General features: G+C 73.5%; 10 protein-coding genes, 1 tRNA gene and 1 pseudogene. 11 read left to right on the top strand and 1 reads right to left on the bottom strand.

Annotated elements, in window-relative coordinates; all coding sequences use genetic code 11:
* Nucleotides 1–53 precede the first annotated feature (53 nt).
* From OG534_RS05460 to OG534_RS05430, 7 genes and pseudogenes are all read left to right on the top strand, one after another.
* Nucleotides 54–2768: an ATP-binding protein gene (locus OG534_RS05460; RefSeq protein WP_326586934.1), complete on the top strand. Its 2715-nt coding sequence runs from the start codon at nucleotides 54–56 to the stop codon at nucleotides 2766–2768.
* 35 nt (nucleotides 2769–2803) lie between these two features.
* Nucleotides 2804–3238, top strand: a complete 435-nt coding sequence (locus OG534_RS05455; RefSeq protein ID WP_326593473.1) for a roadblock/LC7 domain-containing protein — start codon at nucleotides 2804–2806, stop codon at nucleotides 3236–3238.
* Entirely contained in the window at nucleotides 3235–3648 is a 414-nt protein-coding gene (locus OG534_RS05450; protein ID WP_326586933.1) for a DUF742 domain-containing protein, read from the top strand. The genes OG534_RS05455 and OG534_RS05450 overlap by 4 nt, the downstream gene beginning before the upstream one ends.
* Complete coding sequence (locus OG534_RS05445; protein ID WP_326586932.1) at nucleotides 3626–4240, top strand: GTP-binding protein; 615 nt, start codon at nucleotides 3626–3628, stop codon at nucleotides 4238–4240. The genes OG534_RS05450 and OG534_RS05445 overlap by 23 nt, the downstream gene beginning before the upstream one ends.
* A pseudogene (locus OG534_RS05440) lies at nucleotides 4237–4773 on the top strand (GAF domain-containing protein); the annotation flags it as partial. The gene OG534_RS05445 and the pseudogene OG534_RS05440, both read left to right, overlap by 4 nt.
* Before the next feature lie 186 nt (nucleotides 4774–4959).
* The gene (locus OG534_RS05435; RefSeq protein ID WP_326586930.1) at nucleotides 4960–5322 is read left to right on the top strand and encodes an MmcQ/YjbR family DNA-binding protein; all 363 of its coding nucleotides are present in this window, start codon (nucleotides 4960–4962) and stop codon (nucleotides 5320–5322) included.
* Between the two features lie 137 nt (nucleotides 5323–5459).
* Nucleotides 5460–5533 (top strand) — tRNA-Pro (locus OG534_RS05430).
* Between the two features lie 80 nt (nucleotides 5534–5613).
* On the opposite strand, the gene OG534_RS05425 is transcribed toward OG534_RS05430, so the two are convergent.
* Nucleotides 5614–6375, bottom strand: coding sequence for an IclR family transcriptional regulator (locus tag OG534_RS05425; protein WP_326586929.1), 762 nt, complete (start codon nucleotides 6373–6375; stop codon nucleotides 5614–5616).
* A 392-nt stretch (nucleotides 6376–6767) separates the two neighbouring features.
* Between OG534_RS05425 and OG534_RS05420 the strand changes: the two genes are divergently transcribed.
* The 4 genes from OG534_RS05420 (at nucleotide 6768) to OG534_RS05405 (ending at nucleotide 12453) form a co-directional block, all read left to right on the top strand.
* Nucleotides 6768–8186, top strand: a complete 1419-nt coding sequence (locus OG534_RS05420; protein WP_326586928.1) for a phenylacetate--CoA ligase family protein — start codon at nucleotides 6768–6770, stop codon at nucleotides 8184–8186.
* Nucleotides 8183–9115: a hypothetical protein gene (locus OG534_RS05415; RefSeq protein ID WP_326586927.1), complete on the top strand. Its 933-nt coding sequence runs from the start codon at nucleotides 8183–8185 to the stop codon at nucleotides 9113–9115. The genes OG534_RS05420 and OG534_RS05415 overlap by 4 nt, the downstream gene beginning before the upstream one ends.
* Nucleotides 9116–9262: 147 nt before the next feature.
* The gene (locus OG534_RS05410; RefSeq protein WP_326586926.1) at nucleotides 9263–10876 is read left to right on the top strand and encodes a phospholipase D family protein; all 1614 of its coding nucleotides are present in this window, start codon (nucleotides 9263–9265) and stop codon (nucleotides 10874–10876) included.
* A gap of 131 nt (nucleotides 10877–11007) precedes the next feature.
* A complete protein-coding gene (locus tag OG534_RS05405) occupies nucleotides 11008–12453 on the top strand; it encodes a glyceraldehyde-3-phosphate dehydrogenase (protein ID WP_326586925.1) in 1446 nt (481 codons plus the stop codon).
* Nucleotides 12454–12464 lie beyond the last annotated feature (11 nt).

The raw sequence follows: 12464 nt of genomic DNA, 5'->3' as shown, positions 1-12464 counted from the left end.
AACACCGGGCCCCGGGAACGCTGGGGGCCGGGCCCCACGTACCGAGGACGCCGATGTCCGGACCCCGCGCCGCCCGCCACGCCCCGTCGAGACACGCCGTCACCGGTCCGGGCCGGCAGATACGCCCCCAGCTGGTACGCGCCGCCGTACTGCCCACGCTCGCCGCAGGGCTCAGCGGCGCCGCCGCGGTGATCTTCACGCTGCAGCTCGGCGGGGGAGCCGGTGACCGCGACGCCCGGCTGTGGCCCGTGCTCACCGGCTGCGCCCTGCTCGTGGTCGGCGCCCTGGCCGCGGCCCTGCTCGGAGCCCAGCGCGGCGCCAAGGCCGTACGGGACCGGTGCGAGGGGCTGCGCCGCTCCAGCGCGCGCGGCCGCCAGGAGCTGCGCACGGTCGCGGATCGGCTGGAGCGCGGCGAGAGCCCGCCGCGTCCGATGCGGGGCGGGCCGACCGCACCGCAGGTCGGCGGCGACCCGGCGGGCATCGACGAGTTCTGGCTGCTCTCCCAGGAGCTGCGCGGCGCCCGCGAACAGGCGCACACGACGCTCGTACGGCTGGCCGGACCGGCCGGCCCGTCCGACAGCGAGCGCAAGGTCGAGGTCTTCGTCAACCTCGCGCGCCGCCTGCAGTCCCTCGTCCACCGGGAGATCTCGCTCCTGGACGACCTGGAGGACACGGTCGAGGACCCGGACCTGCTCAAGGAGCTCTTCCACGTCGACCACCTCGCGACCCGCATCCGCCGCCACGCCGAGAACCTCGCGGTGCTGGGCGGCGCCGCCTCCCGACGCCAGTGGACCCGTCCGATCGACCTGAGCGAGGTGCTCCGCTCCTCGGTCGCGGAGGTCGAGCAGTACACCCGGGTCAAGGTCGTGCCCCCGGCCGGCGGCAGCGTCCGCGGGCACGCCGTCGCGGACGTCGTGCACCTGCTGGCCGAACTCGTCGAGAACGCCACGGTGTTCTCCGCCCCCGACACGGACGTGGTGCTGCGCGCCGAGCGGGTCACCTCCGGGATCGCGGTCGAGGTGGAGGACCGGGGACTGGGCATGCCGCCCGAGGAACAGCATCGGATGAACGCGCTGCTCGGCGACCCCGACCAGATCAGCGTCCGGCATCTCCTCGCCGACGGGCGGATCGGCCTGTACGTCGTCTCGGCGCTGGCCCGTCGGCACGGGATCGCCGTCGAGCTCAAGTCGAACATCTACGGCGGCGTGCTCGCCGTGCTGGTGCTTCCGCTGGAGCTGCTGGGCGCGGAGGCGCCGACCGCGGCGGACGTGGCGGGGGGCTCGCGGGCCACGTCGTGGGGGACGGGGGAGGGAGCGGCGATGCCGCCGCTGGAACCGGTCCGCATGCGCGGCCCCGCACCGGAGCCCTGGCCGGCGGGCCGCGCCGCGTCCCCGCCCGGGACCGGAGGCCGAGCCGGAGCGACGGCCCCGTCCGAGCCCCTGACCGAATTCTGGGCCGAACCCCTCCCCGGCACCGCGCCCCAGCCGCCCGACCGCCGGTCCACGGCCCCGGCGAAGCCGCTTCCCGGCACCACGCCTTCCTCCGGGCCGACGGCGTCAGCCGCCCCCCTGGCGGAGTCCACGGCTGCCGACCGATTGCCGGCCTCGCCCGCCTCCCGGCCGGCCGCCGTACCCCCGTCGGGTCCTGCGACCCGGCCCGAGCCCTGGCCTGAAACCACGTCGCAGTCCGAGCCGCCGCCGGGGCATGCCGACCGACCCGAATCACCGGCATCGGCCAGCCTCCTGGCGGAGTGGCGGACCCAGCCTGCACCCGGCGCCGGGCCCACGCCCCGCGTCGGGGCGACCGCCTCGACGGGGTCCCCGCCCGGCTCTGCGACCGACCCGCGGACTGAGCCCGCGATCTCGGCCGCACCGCTGCACGGTCCACGGGCCACGTCCGTGCCCGCACCCCGACCCGGTCCGGGGGCTTCGTCCGGGCCTGCGGCCCGCGCCGGCGTGCCGGCCTCGACCGGTCCCGCGACCGCCCCTCGGGCCGAGCCGGTGGCCTCGGTGGCGCCGCTGGCCGAACCTGTGTCCGGAGCCGGAGCCGGAGCCGGAGCCGGAGCCGGAACCGGAACCGGGCCTACGCCTGTGCCCACAGCCCGGGGCGGGGCCACTGCCCCGACCGGGTCCACGACCGACCCTCGGGTCGAGCCCGTGGCTTCGGCTGCGCTGTTGGACGGGACTTGGGCCGAGTCTGTGTCCGGAGCCGGAGCCGGAGCCGGAGCCGGAGCCGGAGCCGGAACCGGGCCCACGTCCCGAGGCGGGGCGGCTGCCTCGGCCGGGTCCCTGTCCGGTTCTCCGACCGACTCTCGGTTCGAGCTCGCGGGCTCGGACGTGCCGCCGGCTGGGTCTTGGGCCCGGCCGGGGGGCGGATCGGGGGACGGGGCTGTGGCCCGTACCGGAGTGATGGCCTCGGCCGGGTCAGCGGCCGCCCCTCGGGTCGAGCCCCTGGCTTCGGTCGCGCCGTTGGACGGGCTTTGGGCCGAGGCTTTGCCCGGAGCCGGGACCACGCCCCGAGGCGGGGCGACGGCCTCGGCCCGGGCTGCGGGCGAGCCTCGGGTTGGGCCCGTGGTGCCGGGGGCGCGGGGCGGGGGAGAGCGGCCGCCCTTGCCCCGGCGGCGGGCCCAGCAGCACCTCGCGCCCCAGCTGCGCGAGGCGCCCGCCCCGCGGCGGGCCGCGGATTCCGATCAACCCGTACACGATCCGGGCCTGATGGCCGCCTTCCAACGGGGCTTCGGCCTCGCCCAGTCGGAGAACCAGGTATGACCCCGACCCCTCACCTCAGCAAGGAGCGCACCCCCATGGGCGGCGAAGTGGCGACGAAGACCGGCAGCCGGCTCTCGGACCTCGACTGGCTGCTCAGCGGCCTGGTGCAGCGCGTGCCGTACACGCGCAGCGCCGTACTGCTCACCGCCGACGGGCTCGTGACCTGCGTGCACGGCCTGGACGCCGACAGCGCCGACCACCTGGCGGCCCTCGCGTCAGGCCTGTACTCGCTGGGCCGCAGCGCCGGCTCCCGCTTCGGGGCCGGCGCGGAGGTGCGGCAGGTCGTGGTCGAGCTCGACACCGCGCTCGTCTTCGTCTCCGCCGCCGGATCCGGCACCTGCCTGGCCGTGCTCGCCGACCGCGAGGCCGACGCCGGGGTCCTCGGCTACGAGATGGCGATGCTGGTCAAGAGCGTCCGGCCGTACCTGGCGGCCCCGCCGCGGCGGCCCGTCGCCGACCCGGAGCGATGAGGGCCCGCGGATCGGGGGCGTGCGCGAAGGGGCGGGACACACCGTGGCTCGACGACTCGGCGGGCCGGGTGATGCGCCCGTACACCGCCAGCGGCGGCCGGACCAGGCCGGGCGTCGCGCTCGACCTGCTCTCGCTGGTGACCGCGACCGGCGTACGGCCGCGCGTCCCGCTCGGGGCGGAGCACACGCTCGCCCTGCGGCTGTGCGCCGGCGCCGCGGCCGTCACGGTCGCCGAGGTGGCCGGACAGCTGCGGCTGCCGGCCGTGGTGGTGAAGGTGATCCTGTCGGATCTGATGGAACACGGGGCCGTGATGGCGCAGTCGCCGCGGTTCCCGGGCGGCGGCCCGTTCGCCGCCGATGACCGGTCCCTGCTTCTGGCGGTGCTCGATGGCCTACGCAAACGGCTGTGACGCCCCCGCGACGCTGAAGATCCTCGTCGCGGGCGGTTTCGGGGCGGGCAAGACCACCTTCGTGAGCGCGGTGAGCGAGATCGAGCCGCTGAGCACGGAGGAACTCCTCAGCGACCTCAGCGCGGCCGCCGACCCGCTGAACGGCGTCGAGGCGAAGTCCACGACGACCGTGGCGCTGGACTTCGGCCGGCTCACCCTGGACGAGCGCCACGTGCTCTACCTCTTCGGCACGCCCGGACAGCACCGCTTCTGGTTCCTGTGGGAGGAGCTGTGCGCGGGCGCGCTCGGGGCGGTGGTGCTCGCCGACACCCGCCGCCTCGCCGACTGCTTCCCCGCCGTGGACTTCTTCGAGCGGCGCGGGATCGGCTTCGTCGTCGCCGTCAACGAGTTCGACGACGGCCACCGCTACGGGCCCGAGGAGGTCCGCGAGGCGGTGGGGCTCGGGCCCGAGGTGCCCGTCGTACGGTGCGACGCGCGCCTGGCGAGCTCCGGGACGGGGACGCTGGCCGCCCTCGTCCGCCATCTGTTGTGCATGTCCACCGCCGGCTCTTCGGCCGGCTCTTCGTCTTCGGAGTCGGGGGAACCGTCATGACGTACTACGAATCGACCGGACACCTGCTGCTCACGCCGGTGGACCGGGAGGCGCCCGCGCGCGTCGTCCGGCTGCGCGAGCTGGGCCTGGGGGAGCGGACGGACGCCGAACTGGACGCCTTCGCGCGGCGCGTGGCCGACGCGCTCGGCGCACCGTACGCGGGGGTCAACTTCATCGGCGAGGAACGGCAGTTCTTCGCCGGGCTGCACCACGCGGCCGAGGCACCGCCGAGCGGGTACCCGGCGCGGGTCCTGGCCCGCGACCACGGCTACTGCCCGCACGTGGTGGTGCGGCGGCGGGCGCTGGTGCTGGAGGACGTACGGGACTTCGCGCGCTTCGCGGGCAACGCGGTGGTGGACGAGAGCGGGGTGCGCTCGTACGTGGGAGCCCCTCTGACGGACCGGCGCGGGATCGTCCTCGGCACGGTGTGCGCGGTGGACGTGGTGCCGCGGCGGTGGGGGACGGCGGGACTCGCCACGGTCAAGGAGCTGGCGGCGGAGCTGGTGGCGCTGCTGCACGAGCGGGAGGACCGCGGGCAGGCCCGTGAGAGCTGCGGGGAGGGCCGGGGGCAGGCGGCCCGGGAGGCCGGGGTGGAGGGCTGGGGGCAGGCGCCCGCGCAGGTCATGAGGCAGGTCCGGCGGGGGTGATCCCGATTGTCGGTGGCGGGGGCTACGGTCGTCGGACGAGGGTTCACCGGTGGCTGGAGAGGAGTCTCGGGGATGGCCGTGACCGCGCAGGACGTCCGCCTGATCGCGCTGTCGCTCCCGGACAGCAGCGAGAAGCTCGCCTGGGGCATGCCGACCTTCCGGGTGGGCGGGAAGATCTTCGTGGCGCTCGCCGACGACGACACCTCGATCGGGGTGAAGTGCCCCAAGGAGGACCGGGCCGAGCTGATCGCGGCGGAGCCGGAGAAGTTCTTCATGCGGGCCGGGCACGACGACAACTACGCGTGGATCCGGGTCCGGCTGGCGGCCGTGCAGGACGAGGTCGAACTGCGCTCGATCCTGACCGACGCCTGGCTCCAGGCGGCCCCGAAACGCCTGATCGCGGCCCATCCGGACCTGTCCGGCGAGACGGACTGAGGCATCGGCGCCGGTGGACGGGGCCGGCACGGTCCCCGCGGATCGCGGTGGCGCAAAAGGTGCGCGCGACCACCCCGTGAAATGCGGTATCGTTCTCCTGCGCGTTCAACCAGGGGAAACCCCAGGTCAGCGGGCATCGGGACGTGGCGCAGCTTGGTAGCGCACTTGACTGGGGGTCAAGGGGTCGCAGGTTCAAATCCTGTCGTCCCGACTAGAGGTTCGCCTCGTAGTCGCAGTTCAGGGGCCGGTTCGGAGCAATCCGAACCGGCCCCTGAACGTTTTCCGGGACGCTCAGCGGGCTTTTTCGTAGGCGGGCCACTCCCCGGGGGCCTGGGCCGCTGGGGCCGGCAGCCGGGCCAGGTTGGCGCTGATCATCGCCGCCGCGCGGCGCACGGCATCACCCAGAGGGGCGATCTGCTTGCCGTCCAGCGCGGACGCGGCCACGGCGGCCATCACCTGACCGGATGCGGAGAGTACAGGCGCGGCCACGCACGAGAGCGTGCTCACGCACTGTCCGTACTCGAAGGCGAGGCCCTGTTCCCGGGCCCGCGCGACCTCCCGCGCCCATGAGGCCTCCGTCCGCCCCTCGGGCAGCTCCGCGACCGGGTTGGAGGCCGCGAGGACCAGCTCGGCCGCGCTCCCGGGGGGCAGGACGACCCCGGAGCGCAGCGGGAAGACCTCGTCCACCGCGCCGCGCATGCCCCCGACGATGATCGTGTGCCCCGCCTCGGCCACCGACACGCTGAGGCTCAACCGGCCGCTCGCGGACGCGAGTTCCCGCAGCGGCCGGGCCGAGGCCGCGCGCAGGGCGCGCGCCGGGTGCCAGGCCTGTCCCAGGCGGAAGGTCCTCGGCCCGAGGCGGTAGCGGCCAGATCGGCTCTGCACCGCGCCGAGTGCGACCAGCTGCCCGAGCAGGCGGTGGGCGGTGGCCTTCGGCAGTTCGGCGTCGCTCGCCAGGCGGGTCAGCCCGACCTCGTCGCCGTGCGCGAGCGCTTCCATCAGCGCGAACGCGCCCTCCAGTACGCCCCGCCCCTCCGTGCCGGATCTGGCCATGAGCGGTCCCCCCTCTCACGCCTGGCCCCATCGGTCGGATGGTTCCAGAAGTCCCCGTTCGTACCGGCTCATCGGGGAGAACGGTGTTGCCGTCCCCCGCTCACCGGTCCGTTGAATGGACCCGATCATTGCCCGTGGGGCGCAATCGCGCCACTGTGTTGTCGCCCAAGTGGCGGAACGTTACGGCGACTTGAGGGAACCGGAACGTCCGCCCGCCGGAACGACACAAGGAGGATCCGATGAGCGCGATCAAGACGAGCGCCAAGCAGTTCAAGTACGTCATGGGCGCCATGACGGCGGTCTTCTTCGCCACCTGCTCCGCCAGCTGACGCAGAAGTCCCGGGGTGGGGGCGGTACGCCGCCCCCACCCTTCTGTCACGTCCCAGGGAGGCATGAGAGTGCTGGAGACCGGTGTCCGGCAGGTACGGGTGGCGCTGTCCATGGTGTTCGGCCGGCGGCTGAACGTACGCGCCGTGGAGCGGCTGGTCGCCGACGCCCTCCTCACGCTGGAGGAGTTCGGCTCGCTCGGCGACGACGTCGACGAGCTGGCCGACGGGCCGTTCGCCGATCCGGACGAGCGCCGCGACCTGCAGAACCGTGCGCTCCAGCGGACCGTGCGCAGGCTCGCCAAGCGCTCCCCGTTCTACCGGGAGCGGCTCGCCGGCCTGGACCTCGACGGGCTGACCGCCGAGACGCTCACCCGGATCCCGGTGACCCGCAAGGCCGACCTGATCGCACGCCCCGCGGACTTCCTGTGCAGTGCGCCGTACCTGTCGACGCAGACGACCGGCACCACCGGCCGCCCCGTACAGATCTGGCTCTCCCGCTACGAGATGGAGCTCTGGCCCGCGCTGATCTCGCTGTCCATGGTGCTGCGCGGCGATCTCGGCCCCGGCGACCGGATGCAGATCAACCTCAGCTCACGGGCGACGGCCGCCGTGCAGGAGGACGTCGAGGTGTGCCGGCTCGCCAACGCCTCGTGCCACGTCGTCGGACAGATCCCGGCGGACGAGTCCGTCGAGCACCTGCTCGGCCGGGGCGGCAACCGGCCCACCGTGCTCACCGGCAACCCCAGCTACCTGGGCCTGATGGTGACGGCCGCCCGGCAACGCGGCTACGGACCTGACGATTTCGGACTCCGGGCGATCTACGCCGGCGGGGAGATGCTGTCACGGTCCCTGGCGCAGGCCCTGCGCGAGACCTTCGGGGCCGCGGAGGTCGGCGACACCTTCGGCATGACCGAGCTGCTGCCGGTCGGCGGCCGCACCTGCGGCCGGGGTCACCTGCACATCGACCCCAACATGGGGTACACCGAGGTGCTCGACCTGGAGACGGGCGAGCCCGCCGGACCCGGCCGGCTCGGCGAGCTGACGGTCACCCCGTACTACCCCTACCGGGAGTGCATGCCGGTCCTCCGCTACAACACCGGTGACGTGGTCCGCACCCTGGACGGCGAGCCGGAGTGCGAACTGGCCGCGGTGCCCGCGGTCTCCCGGATCCTCGGCAAGGCGGGCACGCTGCACCGCACCGCCGGGGCGGTGGTGACCCCGCGCGACATCCTGGAGGCGCTGGACGGCACCCCCGGCCTGCCGTGGCCGCTGCGCCACCGGGCCGGCGTCGGGGACGACGGCCGGCTCCACGTGGAGGTCGCCTCCAGGAACGTCGGCGCGGCGGAGGTGACCGAGCGGCTGCGGGCCCGGGACATCGACGCGCGCGTCACCGTCCTGCCGGTCGGCGACGAGGAGGCCGCGCGCCGGTTCCCCCTCCGCTGCGACCTGTTGGAGCACACCTTCACCCGGAGCCACGCATGACGGTCTTCTTCCAGCTCGCGGTCACCATCGCCCTGGCGCTCGCGGTGTGCGCCGGCGCGATCACCTACTTCCGCGCCGTGCGCACGCCGAGGCCGCCCGTCGGCGTCTTCAACGGCAGCGACATCTTCATGATGATGGGCTTCGTCCTGGCGCTGCCGTACGTCTACCTCACCCTGCCCGGCGCCGTCCTCCCGGTCGTGCTCGCCCTGGTCTTCGCCGGGGGACTGTCCATCGGCTACCAGCCCGTGATCGGAAACGGCCGGCTGCGCTGGGCGCTGATCGCCGTGCTGATCGCGAGCGTCCTCGCCTCCCATCTGGCCTTCGGCGAGACCGCACCGCCGTACTGGGTTGCCAACAGCTGCGTCGTCGGCCTGATCGTCGTCTCCGCCACGAACCTCAACGTGCAGGGCGGCATGCGGCTGAAGAACGTCGCCTGGTTCCTCCTCGCGCTCACCGCGTACGACGCCTTCTTCGCCTGGGTCGTCCCGCTGACCCAGGAACTGTCCGACGCCATCCAGGGTTATCCGTACGCCCCCGCCGCGGGCCTGCGCATCGGCGAGGACCTGGGCGCCGTCGTCGGCATGGGCGACCTGCTGGCGTACGCCCTCTTCACCACCACCGCGTACAAGGCGTACGGGAAGCCGGGGCTGCGGGCCGGAGCCGGGCTGGTCGTCCTCTTCGGCGCCGTGGCACCCGTCGCCACGCTGCACATCGCCGCCGCGGTCACCGGCCACGCCCTCGCCCTCATTCCCGCCCAGGTGTTCTTCGGCCCGGCGGCCTTCATCGGCTACCTGTACCTGCGCCGGCGCGGCCCGGAGCGGCGGATGGCCGACGTGGCGTTCCGCGGGAACCGCGGGGAGGCTCCCCGGCCCGCCCCGGCCCGGGAGGCCGCCGCGAGCCCCGCGGGCCGGGCGGGCTCCCGGGCCTGAGTCCGCCCCGGCAGCGCGGTACGCAGACCAGGGAGATCGTCCGGGGGCCGGGTTCCGCGGATGCGGCTAGCCTGGGGACTACTGGTGACGCGCGGACGTACCGGAACGTGCGGTGGCGTGGGCGCGCGCGGCTGGAGGGCCGGTGCCGTGACGCATGCCGACTGGCTTCTCGTTTCCGGGGAACGCGGCAACGCCGCGACCCGCCTGGACGAGCGCCGCCCGGACGGCGAGGCCTGGTCCCGGGGCAACGACGCACGGCCCCTGGTGCACGGCGCCGTCTACTTCGCGGAACTCCTGGCGGGCATCAGCGCGATGCGCGCGGGCGACCTGCTCCTGTTCACCGACTGGCGCGGCGACCCCGACGAGCGGCTGGGCGGGCCCGGCACGGAGATCGGCACGGTCCTGGGCCGGGCGGCCGAGCGCGGTGTCGTCGTCAAGGGGCTGCTGTGGCGCTCGCACCTCGACAGCATCCACTTCAGCCAGGAGGAGAACCGGCACCTCGGCGAGGAGATCGCGGAGGCCGGCGGCGAGTGCCTGCTCGACATGCGGGTGCGGCCCGGCGGCTCCCACCACCAGAAGCTGGTGGTGCTGCGCCACCGCGGCCGCCCGGAGCTGGACGTCGCCTACGTCGGCGGCATCGACCTCTGCCGCAACCGCAACGACGACGCCACGCACCGCGGCGACCGCCAGTCGCTGCCCCTGGCCTCGGCCTACGGGCCGCACCCGCCGTGGCACGACGTCCAGCTCGCCCTGCGCGGTCCGGTCGTCGGCGACGTCGAGGCCGTCTTCCGCGAACGGTGGCAGGACCCGTCGCCGCTCAGCCGCAGCCCGCTCTCCCGCCTGCGGTCCCTGGTGCACCGCGACGACACCGTCGCGGACACCCTGCCGCCGCAGACGGCCGATCCGGAGCCCTGCGGCGCGCACACCGTCCAAGTGCTGCGGACCTATCCGAACCGCCTGCTGCGCGGCTACCCCTTCGCCCCCGACGGCGAGCGCAGCATCGCGCGGGGGTACCACAAGGCGCTGCGGCGCGCCCGGTCGCTGATCTACCTCGAGGACCAGTACCTGTGGTCGCCCCGGGTGGTGGACTGCTTCGCCGAGGCGCTGCGCAGGCATCCGCGGCTGCGGCTGATCAGCGTCATCCCCGCGGTCCCCGAGCAGGCCGGGTGGCTCACCCTGCCCATGAACCTGATCGGGCGGGTCAAGGCCCTGGACGAGCTGCGCCGGGCCGGCGGCGACCGGGTCGCGACGTACGGGCTGGAGAACCCTGCCGGAACCCCGGTCTACGTCCACGCCAAGGTGTGCGTGATCGACGACGTGTGGGCCTCGGTCGGTTCCGACAACATCAACCTCCGTTCGTGGACCCACGACTCCGAACTCAGCTGCGTCGTCCACGACGAGAGCCCGGACCCGCGGCCGCCCCGGGACCCGGGCGGTCTCGGCGACGGGGCGCGTCCCTTCGCCCGGGACCTGCGCCTGGAGCTGATGCGCGAGCACCTGGACGCCGGGGAGCCGGGGGCGCCGGCGTCGGACGGGCTGTGCGACCCGGTGGCCGCCTTCGAGGCCTTCGCCGGGGCGGCCGACGCACTGGACGCCTGGCACGGGGGCGGCCGCCGCGGTCCACGGCCGCCGGGCCGGCTGCGCCGCTACGTGCCGCCGGACCTGCCCGCGCTGCAGCGGTTCCTCGCGACCCCGCTGAACCACGTCCTGGTCGACCCGGACGGCCGCCCGATGGGGATGAGGCGCCGCAACACGTTCTGAGGCGAACCCCTGCGAACCGGGACACCCATACGGTGCATAGCGCCCGTTCCCCGCTCTGCGGGGTACCCCTTGAGTGGCCAGAGTGGCGGCGGGTTAGCATATGAGCACCGCCTAGCTCGAAAGATAATCCTGTGACTGTCAATGAGGACTCGTTCACCAGCTGGAAGCACCGCGAGGAGATCGCGGAGTCGATGATCCCGATCATCGGGAAGCTGCACAGGGAGCAGGACGTCACGATCCTGCTCCACAGCCGCTCCCTGGTGAACAAGTCGGTGGTCAGCATCCTCAAGACCCACCGATTCGCCCGGCAGATCGACGGTGAGGAGCTCTCGGTCACCGAGACGCTGCCGTTCCTGCAGGCTCTGACCGCCCTCGATCTCGGCCCGTCCCAGATCGACATCGGCATGCTCGCCGCGACGTACAAGAACGACGACCGCGGCCTGTCGGTGGAGGAGTTCACCGCCGGAGCCGTCGCCGGCGCCACGGGTGACAACAAGGTCGAGCGGCGCGAGGGGCGCGACGTCGTCCTGTACGGCTTCGGCCGCATCGGCCGTCTCGTCGCCCGCCTGCTGATCGAGAAGGCCGGCTCCGGCAACGGCCTGCGCCTGCGCGCCATCGTCGTCCGCGGTGGCGGCGAGCAGGACCTGGTCAAGCGCGCCTCCCTGCTGCGCCGCGACTCCATCCACGGTCAGTTCCAGGGCACCATCACGGTGGACGAGGCGACCAGCACGATCGTCGCCAACGGCAACAGCATCAAGGTGATCTACGCCAACGACCCCTCCGAGGTCGACTACACGGCGTACGGCATCAAGGACGCCATCCTCATCGACAACACGGGCAAGTGGCGCGACCGCGAGGGCCTGTCGAAGCACCTGCGTCCCGGCATCGACAAGGTCGTCCTGACCGCGCCGGGCAAGGGCGACGTCCCGAACATCGTCCACGGCGTCAACCACGACACGATCAAGCCGGACGAGCAGATCATCTCCTGCGCGTCCTGCACCACCAACGCGATCGTCCCGCCGCTGAAGGCGATGGACGACGAGTACGGTGTGCTGCGCGGCCACGTGGAGACCGTCCACTCGTTCACGAACGACCAGAACCTGCTGGACAACTACCACAAGGCCGACCGTCGGGGCCGCTCCGCGCCGCTCAACATGGTCATCACCGAGACGGGTGCCGCCTCGGCCGTCGCCAAGGCGCTGCCCGAGCTCAAGGCGCCGATCACCGGCAGCTCGATCCGTGTCCCGGTGCCGGACGTCTCGATCGCGATCCTCAGCCTGCGGCTCGGTCGCGAGACCACCCGCGAGGAGGTCCTCGACTACCTCCGGGGCGTCTCGCTGAACTCGCCGCTCAAGCGCCAGATCGACTTCACCACGGCCCCCGACGCCGTCTCGATGGACTTCGTCGGTTCGCGCCACTCGTCGATCGTCGACGCCGGCGCCACCAAGGTCGACGGCGACAACGCGATCCTCTACCTCTGGTACGACAACGAGTTCGGCTACTCCTGCCAGGTCATCCGCGTCGTCCAGCACGTGTCCGGCGTGGAGTACCCGACCTACCCGGTCCCGGCGGTCTGATCCCGGCGGGG

The organism is Streptomyces sp. NBC_01294 (assembly GCF_035917235.1).
Taxonomy (GTDB): domain Bacteria; phylum Actinomycetota; class Actinomycetes; order Streptomycetales; family Streptomycetaceae; genus Streptomyces; species Streptomyces caledonius.
This window is presented reverse-complemented; position numbering and strand designations above follow the sequence as displayed.

What these genes read in the sequence shown, in the direction of transcription:
- OG534_RS05450 (WP_326586933.1), top strand. Translation starts at nt 3,235, where the DNA reads ATGAGGGCCCGCGGATCGGGGGCGTGCGCGAAGGGGCGGGACACACCG.
- OG534_RS05445 (WP_326586932.1), top strand. Translation starts at nt 3,626, where the DNA reads ATGGCCTACGCAAACGGCTGTGACGCCCCCGCGACGCTGAAGATCCTC.
- OG534_RS05455 (WP_326593473.1), top strand. Translation starts at nt 2,804, where the DNA reads ATGGGCGGCGAAGTGGCGACGAAGACCGGCAGCCGGCTCTCGGACCTC.
- OG534_RS05435 (WP_326586930.1), top strand. Translation starts at nt 4,960, where the DNA reads ATGGCCGTGACCGCGCAGGACGTCCGCCTGATCGCGCTGTCGCTCCCG.
- OG534_RS05460 (WP_326586934.1), top strand. Translation starts at nt 54, where the DNA reads ATGTCCGGACCCCGCGCCGCCCGCCACGCCCCGTCGAGACACGCCGTC.
- OG534_RS05420 (WP_326586928.1), top strand. Translation starts at nt 6,768, where the DNA reads ATGAGAGTGCTGGAGACCGGTGTCCGGCAGGTACGGGTGGCGCTGTCC.
- OG534_RS05425 (WP_326586929.1), bottom strand. Translation starts at nt 6,375, where the DNA reads ATGGCCAGATCCGGCACGGAGGGGCGGGGCGTACTGGAGGGCGCGTTC.
- OG534_RS05415 (WP_326586927.1), top strand. Translation starts at nt 8,183, where the DNA reads ATGACGGTCTTCTTCCAGCTCGCGGTCACCATCGCCCTGGCGCTCGCG.